Raw genomic sequence first — 22401 nt, 5'->3', positions numbered from 1 at the left:
CGCGGTGCACGTCGGTCGTGCACCGCGCCTCCCGCGGTGTGTCGCCCCGTCGATCAGACGGTGAGCACCTGGGGCGAGCCGACCTCGCCCGGGGGCATCTCGGCGGCGAGGCGGTTGGCCTCGTCGATGAGCGTCTGCACGATCTCGGACTCGGGGACGGTCTTGATGACCTCGCCCTTGACGAAGATCTGGCCTTTGCCGTTGCCGGACGCGACGCCGAGGTCGGCCTCGCGGGCCTCGCCCGGGCCGTTCACGACGCAGCCCATGACGGCCACGCGGAGGGGCACGGTCATGCCCTCCAGCCCGTCGGTCACGTCGTTGGCGAGCTTGTACACGTCGACCTGGGCGCGGCCGCAGCTCGGGCAGCTGACGATCTCGAGCTTGCGCTCACGCAGGTTCAGCGACTGGAGGATCTGCAGTCCCACCTTCACCTCCTGTGCGGGAGGCGCGGAGAGGCTGACGCGGATCGTGTCGCCGATGCCCTCGCCGAGCAGGATGCCGAACGCCGTCGCCGACTTGATCGTGCCCTGGAACTCGGGCCCGGCCTCGGTCACGCCGAGGTGCAGCGGCCAGTCGCCGCGCTCGGCGAGCTGGCGGTAGGCCTTGACCATGATGATCGGGTCGTTGTGCTTGACCGAGATCTTGAAGTCGTGGAAGTCGTGCTCCTCGAAGAGCGAGGCCTCCCACACGGCCGACTCGACGAGCGCCTCGGGGGTGGCCTTGCCGTACTTCTGGAGCAGGCTCGGCTCGAGCGACCCGGCGTTGACGCCGATGCGGATCGAGACCCCGGCGGCCTTCGCCGCCGCGGCGATCTTGCCGACCTGGTCGTCGAACTTGCGGATGTTGCCCGGGTTCACCCGGACGGCCGCGCAGCCGGCGTCGATGGCCTGGAACACGTAGTTCGGCTGGAAGTGGATGTCGGCGATCACCGGGATCTGGCTCTTCTTGGCGATGATCGGCAGGGCCTCGGCGTCGTCGCGGCTCGGCACGGCGACGCGCACGATGTCGCACCCGCTCGCGGTCAGCTCGGCGATCTGCTGGAGCGTGGCGTTGATGTTCGGCGTGGGCGTGGTGGTCATCGACTGGACGCTGACGGGAGCGTCTCCTCCGACGAGGACCTTGCCGACCTTGATCTGCCGCGACTTGCGTCGCGGGGCAAGGGTTTCGGGGACCTTCGGCATTCCGAGATTGACTGCTGGCACGAGTCACATGCTAAACCTCGGGGCTGGGCGGCGAGTGACGCTCAGGAGAACAGCTCGGCCGGAGGGCCCGACCGACGAGCTCAGCCGAACAGCCGGATCGGGTTGACGATGTCGGCGTAGGCCAGCAGCAGGCTCATCGCGCCGAGGCCGATGACGACGACGAAGGTCAGCGGGATGACCTTGGCGGTGTCGACCGGGCCCGGGTCGGGTCGGCGGAAGAGCTTCGCGACGCCGCGGCGGACGGCCTCGATGAGCGCCCCCGCCACGTGCCCGCCGTCGAGCGGCATGAGCGGCACGAGGTTGAAGACGAACAGGGCGATGTTGAGGCTGCCCAGCAGGCTCAGCAGGTACGCGGCACGGTCGACGACCGGCACGCTGTCGAGGCTCGCGAACTCGCCGGCCAGGCGACCGACGCCGATGACGCCGACGGGCCCGTTCGGGTCGCGCTCGGCGCCGCTGAAGGCGGCCTGGGCCACGGTCACCATGCGCTGCGGCAGGGTGACGATGACGCCCGCGACGTGCACGATGTTGTCGCCCACCGCCGGCAGCACCGCGGTCACCGGCTGCCGGACCTTCTCCGTCGCGAAGCCGATGCCGACGAATCCGACCTGCTGCGTCTCGGGCTGGCCGTCGGCCCCCGTCACGGTCGCGCCGAGGTCGTCGGTGACGTAGCGCTCCGACAGCGTCGGGGTCAGCTCGAGGGTCAGCTCGGCGCCGGCGCGCTCGACGACGACGTCGAGCTCCTCGCCCGGCGAGGCGCGGAGGACGCTCGTCACCTGGTCGCCGTCGGTCATCGCGACGCCGTCGATCGACACGATGCGGTCGCCGTTGCGCATCCCGGCCGCGTAGGCGGGCGAGTCGGTCGCGTCGGCCGGGCAGCTCGTCTCCGTCGAGCCGGCGGGCAGCACGCACTGGTTGACGAAGCCGACGGTCGAGCTGTTCTGGGCCGTGCCGAAGCCGCAGAGCAGCACGGCGAAGAGGGTGACGGCGATGACGAGGTTCATGAACGGCCCGCCGAGCATGATGACGATGCGCTTGAGCACGGGCAGGCGGTAGAAGGTGCGCGCCTCGGCGCCCTCGTCGATCGTCTCCGCGCTGGCCGTCCGGGCGTCCTGCACGAGGGTCTGGAAGAAGCCGGTGCTCGCCGTGCGCGACGCCGTGCCGTCCTTGCCGGGCGGGTACATGCCCGACATCGAAATGTAGCCGCCGAGCGGCAGGGCCTTGAGCCCGTACTCGGTCTCGCCGCGTCGCCGCGAGAAGACCGTCGGGCCGAAGCCGATCATGTACTGACCGACCTTCACGCCGAACGCCTTGGCCGGCACGAGGTGGCCGATCTCGTGCAGCGCGATGGAGAGGCCGAGCCCGATCACCATGATCAGGATGCCGAGCACGTACAGCAGGATCGTTTCCACCGGGCAAGGGTAGCCGCCCGAGACCGTGCGGGAGCCGCGCCGCAGCCCAGGCGACGCTGGGAGCGCCGGCGGGGGCGCGCCTCCTCGTCGGGGTGCGGTGTCGGTCGGGTCGGGGTGCGGCGGCGGCTAGACGGCGGAGAGCAGCGCGTCGGCCTCGGCCCGCGCCCAGCGCTCGGCCTCGAGCACGCCCTCGAGCGTCGCCTCGGCGGCGTCGTGCCGCTCGACCACCTCGCGCACGGTGTCGAGGATGCCGAGGTAGCCCACCCGGCCCTCGTGGAAGGCGAGCACGGCCTGCTCGTTCGCGGCGTTGAAGACGGCGGGGACGGTGCCGCCGGCACGGCCGACCTGCTTGGCGATGTCGACGGACGGGAACGCCTCGGCGTCGAGGGGCTCGAAGGTCCAGGTGGAGGCGCGGGTCCAGTCGAGCGGGACGCCCACGCCCGCGACGCGGTCGGGCCAGGCGAGGCCGAGCGAGATCGGCAGGCGCATGTCGGGCGGCGACGCCTGGGCGATCGTCGACCCGTCGACGAACTCGACCATCGAGTGGACGATCGACTGCGGATGGACCGTCACGTCGATGCGGTCGTAGTCGACGTCGAAGAGGAGGTGGGCCTCGATGACCTCGAGCCCCTTGTTGACGAGCGTCGACGAGTTCGTCGTGACGACGAGGCCCATGTCCCAGGTGGGGTGCGCGAGGGCCTCGCGCGGCGTCACGTCGACGAGGTCGGCGCGCGTGCGACCGCGGAACGGCCCGCCGGAGGCGGTGAGCACCAGGCGCCTGACCTCGCGCTCCGTCCCCGCGCGGAGGGCCTGCGCGATGGCGGAGTGCTCGGAGTCGACGGGCACGATCTGTCCCGGCCGCGCCCGCTGCGTGACGAGGTCCTGCCCGACGATGAGGCTCTCCTTGTTCGCGAGCGCGAGCGTGGCGCCCGAGTCGAGGACGGCCAGGGTCGGCGCGAGGCCGACGCTGCCTGTGATGCCGTTCAGCACCACGTCGGCCTCGACGTCGCGCACGAGGGCGACCGACTCGTCGGTGCCGAGGGCGACGTGCTCCACCCCGAACTCGGCGGCCTGGGCCTCGACGAGCTCGCGGTTCGTGCCGGCCGAGAGGCCGACCACCGTGAAGAGATCGGGGTTCGCCCGCACGACGTCGAGCGCCTGGACGCCGATGGAGCCGGTGGAGCCGAGGATCGTGACGCGACGCATGGATTCGAGCCTAGGCCGTGCGGGGCGGGACCGGGTCGGGCCGGGCTCAGGCCGGGCCGGGCCGGGCCGGGCCGGGCCGGACCGGGCTCGGCTCAGGCGACCGCGAGGATGTCGATGACGAACACGAGGGTGTCGGTGGGCTCGATGCCCGCGCTCGGCTGGCCGGCGGTGCCGTAGCCCTCGGCGGGCGGGATGACGACGAGCACCTGCGACCCGACCTTCTGCCCGATCATCGCCGTCGCGAACCCGCTGACGACCTGGTCGGTCGAGAACGGCGTCGGCGTGCCGCGGCCCCAGCTTTCGTCGAAGACCTCGCCGGTGCGCCAGTTCGTGCCCTGGTACTGCACCGTGACGTTCGCCGGGTCGGGCACGACCTCGCCGTCTCCCTCCTTCAGCACCGCGACCTGGAGCTCGGCGGGCGGGTCGGCGTCGGGGATCGTGACGGTGGGTCGTCCGTCGTCGGCGAGCTCGACCGTCGGCAGCCCGGGCTGCGGTTCGCGGTCGGCGCCCGTCGCCCGGGTCGGCACGATCGAGAAGGTGTCGACGACGATGATCGCCGCCGCGTTCGGCGCGTCGGTGCCCTGGGTGCTCGGCTGCATGTCGGCGGCCGAGGCCACCGTCACGGTGCGCCCCCCGGCCTTCGCGCAGACCAGGGCGTCCTCGAGGCCGGGCACGTAGTAGTCGGCGCTGATGGTCAGCTGCTCGCCCGTGCCGCTCTCGTAGCCGGCCGAGTTCAGCTGCGCTCCCGTCGCGGCGTCGAAGACCGTGATGGCGACCTTGACGACGTCGCCGATGCGGGTGGCCGGGCCCGAGCCCTCGGTGACGACGGTCTGCTGGCTCGTCTCGGCGCCGAGCGGGGACGGGAGCGTGATCGTCGGCGCGGTGCCGACGTCGCCCTGGACGTCGACCGAGTCGGACTCCGCCCCCGGCTCGAGGCAGGTCGTGGCGGCCGTCGAGGCGTCGGCCGTCGGGGTCGTGGTCGGCTCGGTCGACCCGCCGCCGGTGCAGGCGGCGAGCGCGAGCGTGAGCAGCACCGCCCCGACGGACGTCAGGAGGCGCGGGGCGCGAGCCGAGGAGGTCACGTCAGGAGACGGCGAGGATGTCGATGACGAAGACGAGGGTGTCGGTGCCGCCGATGCCCGCCTGGGGCGCGCCGGCCTCGCCGTAGCCGTCGGCCGGGGGGATGACGACGACGGTCTGCGAGCCGACCGTCTGGCCGACCATGCCCTGCGAGAACCCGGTGATGACCTGGGTCGTGGCGAAGGTGGCCGGGGCTCCTCGCGACCAGCTCTCGTCGAAGACCTCGCCGGTGGTCCAGTTGACGCCCTGGTACTGGACGGTGACGGTGTCGCCGTCGGCGACCACGGCGCCGTCGCCCTTCTTGAGGACCTCGACCTGGGTCTCGGTCGGCGGCTCGGCGTCGGGGATGGTGACGGTGGGACGGCCGTCGGCGTCGAGCTCGACGGCCGGGAAGCCCGCGACGGGCTCCTGGTCGGCGCCGGTGGCGCGCTGGGGGACGTCGCTCGTGGCGGAGCTGCTCGCCGAGGGGGCGGACGACTCGGCCGGGGCGCCGGCCGTGTCGTCGGAGGCGCAGGACGCGAGGGCGAGCACGAGGGCGGGGACGGCGAGCAGGGACAGCGAGCGGCGCATGGGGATCTCTCGGTCGGGGACGGTCGACGACCATCATGCCGCACGGTCGCCGGGCGGCCCCTGGGGGTCGTGCCCTCGGTGTCGTGCCCGGGGTTCAGTCGGCGGCGGCGACGGTGACCGGCTCGTGCCCGACGGGGAAGGCGACGGACGCGGCGATGAAGCACTTGCGGCTCGCCTCGGCGTGCAGCGACTGCGCCAGCTCGACCGTGTCGGCGTCGGCCACGGTGACGCGCGGGCGCAACGTCGCCGAGGTGAACCGGCCGCCGCCGTCGTTCGTCTGCGTCATGCTGCCGACCGCGGCGTCCTCGTACGCCACGACGACGACGCCCGCCGAGGCGGCGACGTGGAGGTAGCTGAGCAGGTGGCACTCGGCCAGGGCGGCGAGCAGCAGCTCCTCCGGGTTCCACCGGTCGGCGTCGCCGTGGAAGGTGCGGTCGGCCGAGCCGGCGATCTCGTGCTGCTTGCCCTCGGAGGTCAGGACCACGTCGCGGCCGTAGCTGCGGTAGGACGTCGTCCCGACGCCGCGGGAGCCCGTCCACGTCAGGTCGACGGCGTAGTGATGGTCGAGCACGGGTCCTCCTCGGGTCGCGCCGCCGACGGTGCCGGCGGAGGCTGCCGGGTCGCGGGGCGTCGATACACTCCCCATCATGACCGACCTCACCGCCGTCCCGCACTCCCCCCGACACCCCCTGACGGCCGACGGCAGCGTCGAGCTCGCCGTGCTCGTGCGGTCGGGGCTCGCGGAGAGCCGCCACCTCGGCGCGGCGGTCGTGGTCGACCGCGACGGGGCGGTGCTCCGGTCGGTCGGCGACGCCGCCGCGACGATCTACCCGCGGTCGTGCCTCAAGCCCCTCCAGGCGGTCGCGGTGCTGCGCTCGGGCGTCGAGCTGCCGGGCGCCCAGGCCGTCATCGCGACGGCGAGCCACGCCGGCACGGAGCGCCACGTGGCGCTGGCGGGCGAGGTGCTCGCGCGCTCGGGCTCGGTCGAGGACGACCTGCTCTGCCCGCCCGACTGGCCCGGCGACCGCGCCAGCGCTCGCGAGGCCGCGTCGAGCCGCCGCCTCGCGATGAACTGCTCGGGCAAGCACGCCTCGTTCCTGCTCGCCTGCGCCGAGAACGGCTGGGACCCGACGACCTACACGACCCTCGACCACCCGCTGCAGCGCGCCGTGCGCGACACCGTCGCCGAGTTCACCGGCGAGGTGATCGACCACGCCGGCGTCGACGGCTGCGGCGCCCCGGTCTTCGCGACCACGGTGGCCGGCCTCGCCCGCGCGGTCTCGCGCGTCGCGGCGGCGGGGGGCGACTCCACCGACGCCGACCCGGCCGCCCGCCACCTCGTGCGCTCGGTGCTCGCGGACGCCTGGGCGATCGACGGGCCCGGCCGGGCCAACACGGTGACGATCGACGAGCTCGGCGTCGTCGCCAAGCTCGGCGCCGAGGGCGTCATGGTCATGGGCACGACGGACGGCGTCGGCGTGGCCGTCAAGGTGCTCGACGGCAACGTCCGCGCCGGCACCCTCGTGGCCCTGCAGCTGCTGGTCGAGCAGGGCGCCGTCGACGGCGACGCGGCGCGGCGCGTGGTCGACGCCACGCTCGAGCGCGTCCTCGGCGCCGGCGAGCCCGTGGGCGGCATCGAGCTCAGCCCGGCGCTGCTCGGCGCCCGCTGAGCGGCGGCACGCCCGGTCGCGGGGCCCGACCTGCACGCCTTGTCACGGGGAGTCCGGCGCCACGAACCGCGACGCCGCCGTGACGGTCACCGGCACCCGGCAGGCCCGGCCGTCGCGACGGGTCACCACTGCTCGGCCCGTGACGTCGACCTCCACGACGCACGCGGCGGTCGCCGTCCCGCGCCCGTCGTCGGGGTCGGGACGCCTCGAGGGGTCCGCGGCCTCGGCCCGCGCCCAGCCCGGGTCGCCTCCGGCCTCGACGATCTGCAGGCGGTAGCCCGCGACCACCGCCTCGGCCGGCCGGCGTGGGCCCGCGACGACCACGCCCCCGGCCGGGTCGACGCAGAGCGGCCCGGCGTCGACGACGTGGGCGGCGTCCGTCCCCCACGCCTCGGTCGTCGCGTCCGCCACGCCCCGCCGGTCCGGCTCCCTGCCCGGGGCGTCCTGCCGCACGACCTCGACGCCGGAGCCGACGCGCCCGGTGCCGAGCACGAGCCACCCGGTCGGGGGCGCGGCGGCCCGCGCCCCGGGGCGGAGGACGCGGTCGGCGACGACGCAGGTCGGCGGGTACGTCGCGAGGAGCGCCTCCTGGGCTGAGCGCTTCGCCTCGGCCACGGCGTCCTCGACCGCGGCGAGGTCGGCGGCGCGTCGCTGCTCGGACCGCCGGCGTCGCACCGGTGCGACGACCCGGTCGCCGAGGAGGCGCGCGGCCAGGGCCAGCACCGCCCCGGCCGCCAGCCCCGACGCCGTCCCGCCGTGGTCGGCGACGACCACGGCGACGAGGGCACCCACGACGAGCGCCGGGAGGTCGACGCGTCGGGGAGAGGCGTCCGGCGGAGGCGGCGGGACGAGGACGGTGCGCCGCGGGGGACGCCGGGCGGACGGAGGAGCGAGGTGGACGGTCATGTCCACAGCCCAGCAGGTCCGGTGGGGCGACCGAGGCCGACCGTGCCCGAGCGGTGGAGGGGGCCTGCCCCCGTCCGGTCGGGGAGGACTCGCCCGCCCCGGTCACCGGGTCAGATCACGACGAAGAACTGCTCGCCGATCTCGACGCGCGTGCCCCGAGCCACCCGGACCCGGGTGCCGGGCTCGGCCCGACGGGCGGGCTGCTCGGGAGGTCGGACGACCGTGCCGTTGCCCGACCAGCGGTCGCTGATCCACAAGGCGCCGGCGTCCTGGCCGAACTCGAGGTGCGTCTTCGACACCGACTTGCCCGGGTCGACGATGCGCACGAGCTGGTCGAACCGCTCCCCCGGCTGGGGCGTCGGCGCCCTCCCGAGCAGCCCGGACCCGTCGACCGTCGTGCTCTCGCCGGTGCCGAACTGCAGCAGGAACGAGGCCGCGAGCGGGGCGCGGCGCACGAGGCGCGTCTCGTCGACGTCGTCGTCGGTCGGCGGACCCGTGACGGGCTGGGCGGGGCGCCACGGCGTGCCGGACGACGACGGCGGGACGGGGGGCAGGGGCGGGACCGGGGCGGCCGTGACCGGCGGCTGAGCGGCGCCCGTGGGAGCCAGGGGCGCCACGGGTGAGCGCGACGTCGTCACCGGCGACAGGGGCGCCGACCCCGGGGGCGTGAAGGAGCGGATCGGCTCGGGCAGGTGGCCGCCCGCCTGCTCGTCGGGTGCCACGTCGCGGTGTCGCCCGGGACGCGGGGACGGCGGCGCCGGCGCGGGGAGCGGAGCCGGCCGGAGGGAGGCCGGTGGGAGGACCTCGGGCTGCTGGCCGGGGCCGTCGGACGGCGCGTGGCCGCGGGCGTCGGCCTGGCTGTCGGCGTCGGCCTGGCTGTCGGCCGCGGCCTGGCTGTCGGCAGCGTCGGCCGCGGGTCGGTCAGCGTCGCCGACGGGCTCGGGCCGGACGACCGGCGAGCCGCCCCTCGAGACGACGTCGGCGGGTCGCCACCCGGGCGACAGGGGGGTGATGGGGCCGGTGAAGGAGAGCGCGACGGACGCGATGACCGCACCGCACTCGCCGCAGAAGATGTCGTCCTCGTGCAGGGGGAAGCCGCAGTGGGTGCAGCGCTCCCCCTCGTGGGCGCCGGGCTCGGTCGGCGGACCGGGCTCGACGAGGGGGACGGGAGCGGCGGGCGACGACGAGGCGGACGCGTCGCTGTCGGCGGCGGCCAGGGACTCCACCACGCCTCGCCTGATGGGCGTGACCGGGGCCGTGTCTCCGGCCGTGGGTGCGTGCTGGGGCGCCGGCTCGCGGAGCGCCGGGATGGCGGACGAGCGGGGAACGGCGGGGTCGTCCGTCCCCGCCGACGAGGCCGGGCGGTCGAGCGGCGGCGTCCCGGCCGGACGGCCCGACGGGGGCGCCGTGGCGACAGGGACGCCCTGGCCCTCGGGCTGGCCCTCGGGCTGGCCCGAAGCGTCGGACGACTCGTCGGGTCCTGAGGCGTCAGCGGGCGCGGGCACGGGAGCCAAGGACGCCGTCCAGAGGGGCGCGGACGTCGGACGCGGGGCCGCCTCGCCGGAGGAGGCCGGGACCCGGAGCGGTGCGAGCGGACGAGGCGGCTCGACCTCGTCGCCCCAGGGCGGCGGACCGTCGTCGTCCGGGCGCTGCCGCCCGGCGGCGGCGCGGAACCACCACGGGCGGCGGGCAGGCGGCTCGCCCGCGTCCGGGTCGACGGGGGACGCGGGCGCATCGGGGCGCGCCGTCCGAGGAGCCTCGCCGGATTCGTCCGCGACGATGCGGCCCTCCGGCGTCGGCAGAGCGACCGGCTCCGATGCGGGCGCCGGGGACGGCGCAGGCGCAGGCGTCGCGGCGGGTGCCTCGCCCGCGGCCGCAGACGCGGGTCCACGGACGGGGTCTGGCTCGGGGTCCGGCTCGGGGTCGGCGGAGCGGGGCTCGACCGAGGACTGGACGGGAGCCGGGGCGGGGGGCTCCGCGAGGCTCGGGGCGGGACGGGCCGCGGCCGCCCGGGCCGCCTCCACCGCCTCGCGCTCCGCCGCGGCGACGTCCGCGCTCGTGACGGCGCGGCCGCACTCGCCGCAGAACATGGCGCCGACGGGCAGCGGGCTCGCGCAGGTGGGGCAGTGCATCACGGGGTCCTCTCACGCTCGGTCGGCGTCCGGCCATGGTATCCGCGGAGCGACCGCAGCGAGACGGCCGCCCGGAAGCGCTGCCACCGTGTCAGGCCCACCCCGAGTTGACGACGCATGTCGCTCACGGCCGTCCAGACGCGATCCGCGTCCTCCGCCGCGGGGACGGCGGGGGCGAAGACGGCGCGGTCGGCGACCCGTGCGAGGACCGCCGTGCGCGCCCCGCCGACGACCGCCGCGACCTCGCTCCTCGTCGCGGCGGGCGGCGTCTCGACCCCGTGGTCGACCACGGCGTCCTCGAACTCCTGCCAGCCCCCCGTGATGCGCTGCACAGGATCGGGCGCCCGCCGCCGGCGTCGACGACGACGGGCCTTGAGGACGACGATCGTCAGCAGCGGAGCGCTGACGAGCCCGGCGACGAGAGCTGTCCACCCGGCGACCCTCGCGACGAGGAGGGCGATCCCGATCCACGCAGGGGGCGCCTCCGACTCGTCCTGGGCCGTCCGCGGCGGCGACTGCTCGTCGCGGACGGGCGGCTCGACGAGGGGCGGCTGGACGACGGACTGCGGACGGGAGACCTGGTTCGGGTCCTGCGGGACGTCGTCGGGGACGGGGCGCTCCTCGGGCACCGGGTCGAGGGAGACCCAGCCGTGCTCGGCCGTGTCGACCTCGATCCGGGCCGTGACGTCGGCACCGGTGACGTCGACGGGGCCGGACGCCCCCTCCTGTGCGGCCTCGGGCACGAAGCCCATCACGACCCGGGAGGGGAAGCCGAGACGGTCGGCCATGAGTGCGGCGGCGGCGGCGTACTGTTCCGCGTCGCCGACCATGACCGGGTCGGTGAAGAGCTGCGCCAGGCGGTCGGAGCCGTGGCCGGACCGGCTGCGCGGCTCGTCCGCGGACACCCCGTGGCTGACGTACCCCTCGGCCCGGAGGGCGTCGAGGGCCGCGACGAGCTGCGCGCCCGGGCCCTGCACGTCGGCCGTCCAGGCGTCCAGGGCCGCGGTGAGCTCGTCGGGGACGTCGGTCGGCGCGGGCACGGTGGCCGAGCCCGGGGTGAGGCTCGCGAGCTCGTCGTCGGCGGGGGCGTCGGGGAGGACCGCGTCGAGGCGGTAGGCGTCCCCGGCCGAGAGCCCGCCCACGACCGCCGCCGTCCCGGTCACGTCGTTGTAGAAGAACGCCGCCCGGCGGTCGTCGGCGGTGGGCCCGGAGAAGGCCACGTCCTCGAGCTGGCCGACCGTCGGCAGCCAGACGCCCCGGTACCCGTCGACCGTCACGGCCAGCGACGCCGGGCTCCCGACGACCGCGGACTGGTCGACCACCGCGGGCACCCGGTCGAACGACCCCGAGGCGCTCGTGACCGCGGAGCTGCCGACCGTGAACGAGACGCCGTCGTAGGTGTCGAGGGTCGCCAGCCGGAGGAGCTGCCCGGCCGCGAGGCCCTCCACCGTGAAGAGGGTCTCGTCGACGGCGGGCTCCTGCTCGTACACCCGGAGGCGCGTGAGGGGGCTGACCTCGTCGCGGGGGTCGAAGGGCTGCTCGACGAGCGTCCGCCCGACCGTGCGCTCCCCCGACGACGGGAGCACCGCCTCCGCCCCGGCCGCCGCGGCCAGCGCGACGGCGACCGTCGCGGCCGACCCCACGACGGCCCGGACCGCCACGGACCCGTGCCCGTGGGACCGGGAGCCCCCGGCCCGACCGACGAGGGCGTCGACGGCGACGCGACGACGACGGAGGCGCCACCAGACGAACCAGGCGACCGTCGTCCCCAGCACCGCCGACCCCGTCAGCACGGGGCGGACCGCCTCGGCCGGGCCGAGGAGGATGCCGGCGAGGAGGACGACGGCGGGCGCCAGCAGGGCGAGCTCGCCGCGACGGGAGCGGAGCGCGACGGACAGCCCGACGACCGAGGCGACGAGCAGCAGCACGAACATCGGCACGAGCAGGGCCTCGTAGCTGCCGACGGGGAGCGAGATCGTCACGAGCTGCTTCCAGCCGAGGGCCGTGCCGGCCAGGAGGTCGACGAGGCCGTCGAGGGTCGGGAGGACGCCGGCGGTCGTCTGGGACGGCACCGCCAGCGGGACCCCGAGCACGAGGTACGCCACGACCGTCAGGACCAGGACCGCGAGGCTGGAGAGCCGGAGGGCGGCCCCCGCCAGCGCGATGACGCAGCCCGCGAGCACCGTGACGCCGGCCATGACCACGACGTCGGCGCTGCGGTAGATCGGCCAGGCCGGCAGGAGCGCGGCGGCCAGGCAGAGCACGAAGAGGCCCGTGGCCGGGAGGGCGGTGGCGGGCCGGAGGCGGCCCGAGCGGTCGGAGGCGCGGCGCCCGGTGCCCCGTCGGCGAGCGTCGACGTCGGGGGCGGTCACGACGCGGCCGCCCGGGCGAGCGATCTCTGCAGGTCGTCGAGGCTGCCGACCGTGAGCACCGTGAGGTCGGACAAGCGCGTCAGGCCCGGGACGGTGTCGGGGTCGCAGACGATCGCGACCGCCTCGACGCCGAGGGGGAAGCCGAGCGCGGCGGACCGGAGCTCGCCGAGCGTCGCGGCCGAGCCGACGACGAGGAAGGCCACCGACACGCCGGAGGCGTCCTCGCCGGCCACCCGCGCGAGGTCGGTGACGCGGAGGGCCGTCTCGTCGTGCTCGACCTGCGCCAGGTCGTCGAGGAGGCGGTTCCGCGAGAGGGTGCCGAGGCCCCGGACCTCGAGCTTCTTGCGCTTGGCGAACTCGGGCGTGAGGCCGCTGACGACGACGCTGAGCTCGCGCGCGTCGCGGATGGCCCGGATGCCGAGGGACCCGGTCACGCCGACCGCCAGCTCGAACTCGTCCTCGGTGCCGAAGTCGGCGCTCGACAGGCTGAGCGCGATGACGATGTGGCTGCGGCGGCTCTCCTCGAACTGCCGGACCATGAACGTGCCGGTCTTGGCCGTCGACCGCCAGTGGATGGCACGCCGTTCGTCGCCCGGCAGGTACTCGCGCAGGGCGTGGAAGGAGATGTCGCTCGGCGCGAGGTCGCGGGTGGGCGAGCCCTCGAGGTCGCGGAGGAGGCCCGCGCTCGTGCTGGGGATGCCGACGGTGCGGGGGTGGACGAACAGCTCCGTCACGCCGGTCCACTCGAGCTCTCGCCGGACGAGTCCGACGGCGTCGCCCCGGACGGTGCGCACGGGCCCTACCCGGACGACGCCGCGGCGGGTCGTGGGCACCGTGAACGGCTCCGAGACGCGGTCGCCCGGCCGGAGCCCCGGCAGGCTGAGCTCCGCGAGTCCCCGGCCGACGGGGATCTCGACGGTGACGCCGAGCACGCGCCGACGGGACGGGTTCACGACCACGACCTCGCCCACGGCCGGCTCTCCGACGGTGACCCGCTCGTGCGGGATCGACAGCGTCACGACGAAGGCGTTCCGGCCCACGAGCGAGAGGGCAGCCACGAGGAGGACGACGACCGCCGCGTACCCGACGACGGCGAGCTCGGTCCAGCCCAGGAGGCGGCCTACGACCAGCGCGACCGGCACGAGCACCAGGAATGCCCAGCCGACGGGCGTCACGACCCCGGAGATCGCCGAGGCCCCACGGCGGCCGACGGACCGGACGACCCGGGCGGCCCGCACGAGCGTCACGAGGCCGTCCGCGACCGGGCCGGTCCGCTCCCCCACGATCCTGGTTCGGGCGTTGGTCAGGCCCTGGGTGCCGGTCGCGGCGAGGTCCGTGCGCGTCCGCCCCGCCGCTCGGGTCCGGGTGCCGCCCCGGACGCCGCCGGGTCCGACGGGTCCGCCGGCGCCGCGCCGCCCGGTGGGGCCGTCCCCCGGGTCGACGCTCACCCCGCGGCTCGCTCCGCCGGCGGCGGGGTCTCGATGAGCAGCTGGCTCACGACGCTCGACGGCGTCACGCCGTCGAACTCGGCCTCCGGGTCGAGCACGAGTCGGTGCGCGAGCACCGGCTCGGCGAGCACCTTGACGTCGTCGGGGGTGACGTAGTGGCGACCGAGGGACGCCGCGTAGGTCTTGGCGGTGCGGACGAGCGACAGCGCCCCGCGGACGCTCACGCCGAGGCGGACCTCCTGCGCCGTGCGGGAGGCCTCGACGAGGCGCGCGACGTAGTCGACGATGGACGTCTCGACGTGGACGGTGCGGGCGAGCTGGGCCATCTCGGTGACGACGGCGGCCTGGACCACGGGGTCGAGCGTGCCCTCGTGGACGCGGGTGGCCGATCCTTCGAGGATCCGGACGGTGGCGGCGTGGTCGGGGTAGCCGATCGACGTCTTCAGGACGAACCGGTCGAGCTGTGCCTCGGGGAGCCGATAGGTGCCGGCCTGCTCGATCGGGTTCTGCGTCGCGATCACCATGAAGGGCGAGCCGACGTCGTGGCTCACGCCGTCGACCGTCACGCGCCCCTCCTCCATGACCTCGAGCAGCGCCGACTGCGTCTTCGGGCTCGCCCGGTTGATCTCGTCGGCCAGCACGATGTTCGAGAAGATCGGCCCGCGGTGGAACTCGAACTCGCCCTTCTTCTGGTCGTAGATGCTGACCCCGGTGATGTCGCCGGGCAGGAGGTCGGGGGTGAACTGCACGCGGTTGCTCGTGCCCTGGACGCTCTGCGCGATCGCCCGGGCGAGCGACGTCTTGCCGGTGCCCGGGAAGTCCTCGAGGAGGAGGTGCCCCTCGCTCAGCAGGGCGGTGAACGACAGCCGCACGACGAAGGTCTTGCCGAGCAGCACCTGGTCGACGTTCGCCACGAGGCGCCCGAAGACGTCGGAGAACCAGGTCGCCTGCTCGGGGCTCATGCTCATGTGTCGGTCGTCTCTCTCGTCAGGGGGTCGGCGTGGGAGTGGGGGTCGGGGTCGGGGTCGGGACGGGTGTGGACGCGGGACGCGTACAGGTCGCCTCTGCGACCCCGACGGAGGTCGTTCCCGAGAAGGTGACGGTGGTCGTGACCCGGGCCCGCGTGGCGTCGGCGGGCACGGACCCCGCCTCTCCGGCCTGCCACGTCGACCCGACCAGGTACTCGACGGCGTACGAGTACCGGAGGTCGTCCGGGTTCGCGTTCGCCGGCGTGCCGATCGTGAGGGAACCGGCCGCGACGCAGCTCAGGCTACTGGGCACGGCCTGCAGGGGACGCGCGGACACGGACGGCGACACGAGGTCGGAGCAGTTGCCGGCGCGGCAGGCCCGGAACTCCACCGAGACGTCGGTGCCGTACACCGTGGCGTCGCCCAGCGAGGTGAGCCAGGAGCCGAGGGCGACGGGCGTCCACGCCCCGCTGCCGAGTCGGGCCTGCCACGAGTCGGCGGGGACGTCGCCGGCGACGCCGAGGGCGGAGACCCGGAGGTCGAAGCGGCCGTTGCCCCGGGCCTCCACCGTCACCGCGCCGGTCGCCCGGCCCGGGAGCCCGTCGACCTGTGACGTGCTGCTCGTCGTGCAGAACACCCCGTTGTCGGCGTCCACCGCGTAGTAGTAGCGGCTGCCGCGGTCGGTGCTGGGGTCGACGGCGGTGCGTCCGTTCGCCGGGATCGCCTTCCCGTCCGTCGTGCAGCCGGCCGCCGGTGCGCTGTCGAGACGCCGCACCCGGTAAGTCATCGTGCCGTCGCCGGCCGCCGCGGCGTCGCTCCACGACAGCTCGACGGAACCGTCGGGTCGAGAGCCGGCCGCGACCGTCACGGCCCCCGGCTGGCCGAACGCCGTCGCCCGCACGGCCCCGCTGCGGCTCCAGTCGCGCTCGCTCGTCACCTGCGCCCGGTTGCGGGCGTACACGCTCACGTCGTACGAGCTGCCCGGGGTCAGGCCGGCGATGGTCGTCGACGTGGAGCCGGTCGCCTGCGACGCGCCGCCGCTCACCTCCACCGTGTAGCCCGTCACGGCGGTCCCGCGCACCGGGCGCGGCACCGCCGTCCACGTCACGTCGAGGCTGCCGGGGACGGTCCTGGAGGGCGTGACCGTGACGCCCGTCGGCGCCGCGGGGACGAAGTCGGCGCTGTAGGGCTGGCTCGCGGCGCTGGCCGCCGAGTCGCCGACGCCGTTCGTCGCGACCACGGAGAAGCGGTAGGTCTGCTCGGGGTCGAGGTCCGTCAGGGTGCACACGGTCGACCGGCCGCAGTCGTGACCGTAGCTCGCGCCCGCACTGCCGACGCCCACCAGGCGGAAGCGCGTGATGGCGGAGTTGTTGGCCTGGGGCGCGGCGTAGCTCAGGGTGAGCTGGCCGCCCAGGGACGAGCCGGTCCGGACGGGTGCGGCCGGCTGCGCCGGGACGTCCTGGACCGAGACGGTGACGTTGCCCCAGACGTACCGGCCCGGGTCCCCCGTGACGTCGGCGACCCGGTACTGCAGGTTCGCGTCGCCGGGCGCGGCGCCCGCGGCGACCGAGACGCTCAGGGTGCGGCTGTCGGCGCTCGGCGAGACGCTCACCCCGGCGGGCAGGCCGGCACCGCCGAGCCCGCGGATGTCGACCACGCGGAGCGGCTGGCCCGGGAAGGGGTTGGTCGACTGGTCGTTCGCCAGCACGTCGACGGTCGTGGACGAGCCACGCCGGACGGTCGCCGTGTCGGGCACGGGCTGCGCCAGGGGCCGGGTCGACGCCGCGACGGTCAGCTGGACCGCGCCGCCGCGGCCCGGGCTGACGGAGTCCCGCACCGACACGGGCACCGTGGCGGAGCTGCCGGCCGAGGCGCTCGTGGCCGCCGACACGGTCAGCCGCTGGCCGGTGACCTCGGCCGTGAAGCCGGGCGCCGACGCGCCGTCGACCGCGTAGCGCAGCTCGTCGACGGCGTCGGGGTAGGGGTAGGTGGTGAGGCGGACGAGGTCGAGGGTGCGCGACTCTCCCGGCTCGAGCTCGAGGGAGGTGCCGTTGAACGTCGGCGGCTGGTTCTCGCGGGGGGTCACCGTGATCGGCAGCACGAGGGTGGCCGTCCTGCCGGCGGGGTCGTCGGCCGACGTGCCGTCCGTGACCTCGAACGAGATCGACGCCGTCCCGAAGTAGAGCTCCTCCGAGGTGAAGGCCAGCGTGGTCGGGTCGACCACGAGGTCGTCGCCGTTCGCGTGGGTCGCCTGCACCGACGCGGAGCCGGTGAGGCGGACCGACTTGCCCCCCGCGGCGAGGACGTGGTCGGCGAGGGCGATTCGGACGGTGTCCCCGCTGACGACGCTCACCGGCCGGGCCTGCCGGTCGAGCTGCGGCAGGGCGTCGTCGTAGCCCGGGACGCGGACGAACGCCCGTGCCTGCACCGAGGGGTCGTCGGGATGCGTCACGACGAACGGGATGATCTGGCTCGCGTCGGCGATGGCCACGCGGATGCGACGGCCGTCGGTCACGGACGCCACGGCCTCCCAGCCCGGCTCGACGGCCAGGCCCAGGCTCGACGCGGGCCCGTCGGCGAAGAAGACGTTCGCGAGGACGTCGACGTCGACCGACTCACGACCGGCGATGTCGCCGAGGTCGAGCACGGAGTCGTCGGCGACGGGCCGGTTCGGCGGGGCGTCGGCGTCGACCGTCACCGACACGAAGCTCGAGCTCGTCCCGCCCCGCGGGTTCTCGATCGTGTAGACGAGCCCGTACGTGCCCTCGGCGCTCGGGGGGGTGACGGCGAGGAGCTCGTCGTCGACGACCTCGGCCGTGGTGCCGTCCTCGGCCGCCTGGACGGACGTCACCCGCAGGGCGCCGCCGTCGGGGTCGCTGTCGTTGTCGAGGACACGGACCGTGACGGTGCCCCCGGGTCGCATCGTCACGTCGTCGGCCACGGCCACCGGTCCGCGCGTGCCGTCGGCCCGGGCTGCGACGCCCACCCTGACCTTGCCGCTCGCCCGGGCCCCGAGCCCGTCGACGACGGTGTAGGTGAACTCGTCCGTCCCGGCGGCGTAGGCCGCCGCCTGGTAGGCGAACCCGTCGGCCGAGACGCTCGTGACGTTGCCCTTCGCGGGGTTCGTCCCGACGCCGAGCAGCGTCACGCTGTCGCCGTCGGGGTCGATGCCGTCGAGCGGCACGCGCACCTGCACGGTCTCGCCGGCGACCACCCGCGCCGTGACCGTCTCCGGCACGGGCGCGGCGTTGGTCGCCGCGTCGGCCTCGCGGACCGCGATGCTCACCTGGGCGGAGTCCGTCTGGCCGTCGCGGCCCGCCACCTCGTAGACCGCCGTCACGTTGCCCGGGGTCGTGGGGGCCAGGTAGCGCAGGCGCGTGCCCGAGGTGAACAGGAGCCCGCCGTCGTCGGGGACGTCCTGGACGAGGTCGGGCACGAGGGTGACCTCGTCCCCGTCGGGCTGCTCGTCGTTCGCGAGCACGTCGATGTCGACGGCGTCGCCGACCCGCACGGTGACCTGGTCGTCCGTCGCCACCGGCGGCTGGGTCTGCGAACGCCGCGGGATCTCGACCACCGTGACCGTGCCCTGCGCCGAGGCGAGCCCGTTCGTGACGGTGTAGGGCACCGTCACGGGCCGCCCCTCGAGCGGTGCGGTGAGCGTGACCCGCAGGTAGCGCTGGTCGAGGGTCTCGACCCGGACGCCGCTCGAGAGGGGCACCTCCGCGGTGGAGCTGATCATGAGCACGTTGCCCGCGGGGTCGGCGTCGGTGGCCACCACGTCGAGCGTCTGCGAGCTCAGCGTCTCGACGAACATGGTCTTGGGCGTCGTCACCGGCGGCGTCGCCGCGTCGGGAGGCGACAGCACGTCGACGCGGACGACGCCGGTGGCGGTCTGGTCGCCGTCGGTCACGGTGTACTCGAGGTTGTGCGTCCGGACCTCGTCGCTGACGAAGCGGAACGTCCCCACGTCGTAGCTCGGCGTCACGGTCGACCCGTTCTTGGCGGGGACGCTGTTCAGCCGGATCGGCCCGGAGCCGCCGGTCGCGTACGCGAGGGGGCGGACGGTGACCTGCCGTCCGGCGTAGGCCTCGACCGTGAACGACTCCGCTCGCAGGGGCGCCTCGCCCGTCACGGTGACGGACAGGGAGCCTCGCCCCTCGGCCTGGCCGTCGGACACGACGAGGGCCACCTCGACGTCGGTCTCGCCGGCGCCGGCGTCCTGGTAGACCACGTCGCCCGAGGGCTTGGACGACGTCCCGGGAGGCCCGGACGCGCTCGTCAGGTAGAACGCGTCGCCGTCGGGGTCGACCCAGTCCCCGAGCACGGAGGCGGTCACCCGGCCGGCCGAGGTCACGGACGCACTCGTCCGCCGCACCTGCTCCGGGGCCGAGTTCTCGGCGTCCGTCCGCACCGTGACGGTCACGGTCGCCGTGTCCGACCCTCCGCGCCCGTCGCTGATCGAGTAGTCGACGGTGAACGTGCCCGTCGCCTCCGCCGTCAGCGTGAGCAACAGCTGCTGGCGGTCGTTGACGAGGTCGACGCGTGCCGTCGCGGGGTCGGGCTGCGAGACCTGCTCGACGACGAGCGGGTCCCCGTTGGGGTCGAAGTCGTTCAGCAGCACCGACAGCGTGCTCGCCCGGCCCGGCCGGGCACCGACGGCGTCGTCGACGGCCACGGGGGCCTTCTGGTCGGGGTCGAGCTCGGGGGGCTGGTCGGTCGAGTCGTCCTCTTGCTCTTCTCGCTCGCGCTCGGAGTCGAGGAGGTCGGCCCAGTTGTCGACGAGCCGCCCGCCGGCCTGGAGGGCCCAGCTGCGACCGCCCACCGGGTCGTTCAGGACGACCTGACGACCGTTGACGGCGAGCACCAGCGCGGCGCTGCCCGGGACCCCGTCCAGTTCGACGACGCCCCCGCGCGCGCCGGAGCAGTCGCTCCAGGCCGAACCGCCCGACCAGGCCGCCCAGGTGCACGAGCCGACGACGACCGGGCGGGCCGGGGCTCCCGACCGGCCCGACGCGAGGGCCCGGGCCTCACCCCCGTCGAAGGGGACGCTCAGGAGCCCGTCGGTGGTGGCCAGGAGCACGGCGTCGCCGTCGTCCGTGGCCTGCTGGAGGGCACCGCCCGAGGCGTCGACCGGCAGGGTCACCGGGTCGCCGTCCAGGACGAGCTCGCCGGACGTGACGTCGAGGACCGCCCAGTGCGACCCCACGCTCGTCACCTGGTGCTCGTCGCCCCCGGCGAGGCCGGCGTCGACGGTCGAGTCGACCGACGCGTCGGCGGCGTCGGCGATGAGCGAGACCTCGCCCGTCTCGGCGGAGAAGGTCGTGACCGCGCCGGAGGGCGAGGCGCTGGCGACCAGGTCGGCGCCGAGGCTCAGGTCGGCGTCGGCCTCCGCGCTGAAGGCCGCGAGGTCGGTCGTGGGCCAGGTCCAGAGCTCGCCGGTGCCGCCCGACACGACGACCGTGCGGTCGCCGGCGAGGAGGACCTCGGGCTGCTCGGGCGGCAGCGGCACGGTCTCGTCGACGGTGGCCGTGGCCGGGTCGACGAGCCCGACCGTGGCGTCGGTGCGGTCGACGAGCAGCACCTCCTGCCCCGACTGCACGACCGCGAGGTCGGTGCCCGTGCTGCGGACCGCCGCGTTGAGCTCGCCGACGTCGGGGTTCACCCGGCCGACGGCGGAGCGCGAGCCGTTCGCCACCCACGCGGTGCCGTCGTCGAGGTCGAGGCGCTGCGCCTCGTAGCCGCTGCTGACGACGGCGACGGTCGTCACGAGGGCCACGACGACGACCGTGCTCACCCCCGTCGCGACCGCCGACCGGCGTCGGGACGCCCAGGCGAGCAGCCCGCTCATCCGGCGCCCTCCGGCGCGGCGCAGCTCTGGGCGCTCGGGTCGCCGGTGCGGCCGTCGCGCGTGACGCTCACCGTGATGCAGAACCGCTCGTCGGCGTCGGGACGACTCACGACGAAGCGGTTCGTGGCCTGCTGGCTCGTGTCGTCGCCGGTCGAGATCACGTAGGCGTCGCCGGCCCGGAGGCCCGGGTCGTTCCAGGTGAAGACGACCGAGCGTCCGTCGCTCGACGAGGCGATGTCGGCCACCCGAGGGATCTCCGACGACGTCGCCCGCACGAGGACGAGCGTGGCCGTCGCGCCGAGGCCGATGACGACCACGCCGGCGGCCACGAGCCCCCACACGAGGGCGAGCATGCCGCGCCGACGCGCCGCGGGCCGCGTGCCGGTGCTGCGGACGAGGCCACGGCTGGCCCCGACCTGCGATCCGTGGACGGCCGCGGCCTGCGCCGCCGTGACCTCGCTCCGGCGGCGGCGGCGTCGCCGTGCGGCCGGGACGACGGCCGTGCCGCGGAGGCGCGTCCGGTCCTCCAGGTCGGCGACGGTGGCGAGGGCCCAGTCGTCGACGGCCACCTCGATGGGCGTCTGGCCGAGGCCCAGCTCGGCCTCGACCTGCTGCAGTTCGCGGAGGAGCTCGAGCACGCTCGACTGCCGCTGCTCGGGTCTCCGCGACATCGCCTTCGCGAGGATGCGCTCGAGGGTCGGCGGCACGTCGGTGCGTCCGGTCGGGACGAGCTTGGCCTTGTCGATGCGGCCGATGAGGTCGGCCGCGCCGTTCTTCTCGCTTCCGAGGATCTCGAACGGCGAGCGGCCCGCCAACAGCGAGTAGACGGTCGCGGCGAGCGACCAGACCTCGGACTCGACCGTGCCCGGGGTCTCGTCGAGCAGCACCTCCGGGGCCGACCACGGGATCGACATGCCGACGACCTCCTGCGGCTCGCTCTCGCTGAGCGACGCGGCGATGCCGAAGTCGGACAGGACCGGGTGACCGTAGGCGGTCATCAGGATGTTCGAGGGCTTGACGTCGCGGTGCAGGACGCCTTGCCGGTGGGCGGTCTCGACGGCGCTGCCGATCTTGACGCCGATGCGGAGGACGTCGGCCACCGGGATGCGGTCGCGACGATAGCGCTCGCTGAGCGACGACGAGCAGAGCTCCATGACCAGGTACGGGCGACCGTCGGCCGAGACGCTCGCCTGGTAGACGGTGAGGATGGACGGGTGGGCACTCAGCTGGGCCATGAGGTTCGCCTCGGCCTGGAACATCTGCCGCACCTGGTCGTTGACGACCTCGGAGAGCATGACCTTCACGGCAACCTGGCGTCGCGGCATGTTCTGCTCGTACAGGAACACGTCGGCGAAGCCGCCGGACCCGAGCACGTGCACGTGGCTGAACCCGGGCAGCACGGGAGGCGCTGACGGCAGTCGTCGTGCCACGGCGCCCTCCCGACGTCCTCGCGGCCGGCCCTCGCGCGGCCCGGCGTCGGCGCCTCGCCGACCGGAGTCATTGTAAGTGGGCCCCTCCGACGTCGTGCCCCGTCCTCCCCTCGCTGTGGAGCGACGGACGACCCCACTTCGGGGGAGGACCGAGCGG

General features: G+C 75.0%; 14 protein-coding genes. 1 reads left to right on the top strand and 13 read right to left on the bottom strand.

The window, feature by feature from the left end; genetic code table 11:
- Nucleotides 1-53: 53 nt before the first annotated feature.
- The 6 genes from ispG to EDF38_RS05840 form a co-directional block, all read right to left on the bottom strand.
- The gene (ispG, locus tag EDF38_RS05865; RefSeq protein WP_199734595.1) at nt 54-1202 is read right to left on the bottom strand and encodes a flavodoxin-dependent (E)-4-hydroxy-3-methylbut-2-enyl-diphosphate synthase; all 1149 of its coding nucleotides are present in this window, start codon (nt 1200-1202) and stop codon (nt 54-56) included.
- Nucleotides 1203-1282: 80 nt separating this feature from the next.
- Nucleotides 1283-2614: an RIP metalloprotease gene (locus tag EDF38_RS05860; RefSeq protein ID WP_233572268.1), complete on the bottom strand. Its 1332-nt coding sequence runs from the start codon at nt 2612-2614 to the stop codon at nt 1283-1285.
- 126 nt (nt 2615-2740) lie between these two features.
- A complete protein-coding gene (locus EDF38_RS05855) occupies nt 2741-3820 on the bottom strand; it encodes a 1-deoxy-D-xylulose-5-phosphate reductoisomerase (RefSeq protein WP_123354390.1) in 1080 nt (359 codons plus the stop codon).
- 92 nt (nt 3821-3912) lie between these two features.
- A complete protein-coding gene (locus EDF38_RS05850) occupies nt 3913-4902 on the bottom strand; it encodes an FKBP-type peptidyl-prolyl cis-trans isomerase (RefSeq protein WP_123354389.1) in 990 nt (329 codons plus the stop codon).
- 1 nt (nt 4903) lies between these two features.
- Nucleotides 4904-5470: an FKBP-type peptidyl-prolyl cis-trans isomerase gene (locus EDF38_RS05845; RefSeq protein ID WP_123354388.1), complete on the bottom strand. Its 567-nt coding sequence runs from the start codon at nt 5468-5470 to the stop codon at nt 4904-4906.
- 94 nt (nt 5471-5564) lie between these two features.
- A complete protein-coding gene (locus tag EDF38_RS05840; protein WP_233572266.1) occupies nt 5565-6041 on the bottom strand; it encodes an OsmC family protein in 477 nt (158 codons plus the stop codon).
- A 76-nt stretch (nt 6042-6117) separates the two neighbouring features.
- Between EDF38_RS05840 and EDF38_RS05835 the strand changes: the two genes are divergently transcribed.
- Complete coding sequence (locus tag EDF38_RS05835) at nt 6118-7140, top strand: asparaginase (RefSeq protein ID WP_123354386.1); 1023 nt, start codon at nt 6118-6120, stop codon at nt 7138-7140.
- 42 nt (nt 7141-7182) lie between these two features.
- Here the strand turns inward: EDF38_RS05835 and EDF38_RS05830 are convergent, their stop codons facing one another.
- The 7 genes from EDF38_RS05830 to EDF38_RS05800 form a co-directional block, all read right to left on the bottom strand.
- Nucleotides 7183-8046 carry a hypothetical protein gene (locus EDF38_RS05830; RefSeq protein ID WP_123354385.1) on the bottom strand — a complete coding sequence of 288 codons (864 nt, stop codon included), beginning with the start codon at nt 8044-8046 and terminating at the stop codon, nt 7183-7185.
- 110 nt (nt 8047-8156) lie between these two features.
- Nucleotides 8157-9275, bottom strand: coding sequence for an FHA domain-containing protein (locus tag EDF38_RS16185; protein WP_233572265.1), 1119 nt, complete (start codon nt 9273-9275; stop codon nt 8157-8159).
- Nucleotides 9276-10177: 902 nt separating this feature from the next.
- On the bottom strand, nt 10178-12550 hold the full coding sequence (locus EDF38_RS05820) for a transglutaminase domain-containing protein (protein WP_123354384.1): 2373 nt from the start codon (nt 12548-12550) through the stop codon (nt 10178-10180).
- Nucleotides 12547-13833: a DUF58 domain-containing protein gene (locus EDF38_RS05815; protein ID WP_233572256.1), complete on the bottom strand. Its 1287-nt coding sequence runs from the start codon at nt 13831-13833 to the stop codon at nt 12547-12549. Before EDF38_RS05815 ends, EDF38_RS05820 begins: the two co-directional genes overlap by 4 nt.
- Nucleotides 13834-13994: 161 nt before the next feature.
- Nucleotides 13995-14966 carry a MoxR family ATPase gene (locus EDF38_RS05810; protein ID WP_123354383.1) on the bottom strand — a complete coding sequence of 324 codons (972 nt, stop codon included), beginning with the start codon at nt 14964-14966 and terminating at the stop codon, nt 13995-13997.
- Between the two features lie 19 nt (nt 14967-14985).
- Nucleotides 14986-20814, bottom strand: coding sequence for a fibronectin type III domain-containing protein (locus EDF38_RS05805; RefSeq protein ID WP_123354382.1), 5829 nt, complete (start codon nt 20812-20814; stop codon nt 14986-14988).
- Nucleotides 20811-22244, bottom strand: a complete 1434-nt coding sequence (locus tag EDF38_RS05800; RefSeq protein WP_123354381.1) for a serine/threonine-protein kinase — start codon at nt 22242-22244, stop codon at nt 20811-20813. Before EDF38_RS05800 ends, EDF38_RS05805 begins: the two co-directional genes overlap by 4 nt.
- Nucleotides 22245-22401 lie beyond the last annotated feature (157 nt).

This window comes from Frigoribacterium sp. PhB160 (assembly GCF_003751785.1).
Taxonomy (GTDB): domain Bacteria; phylum Actinomycetota; class Actinomycetes; order Actinomycetales; family Microbacteriaceae; genus Frigoribacterium.
This window is presented reverse-complemented; position numbering and strand designations above follow the sequence as displayed.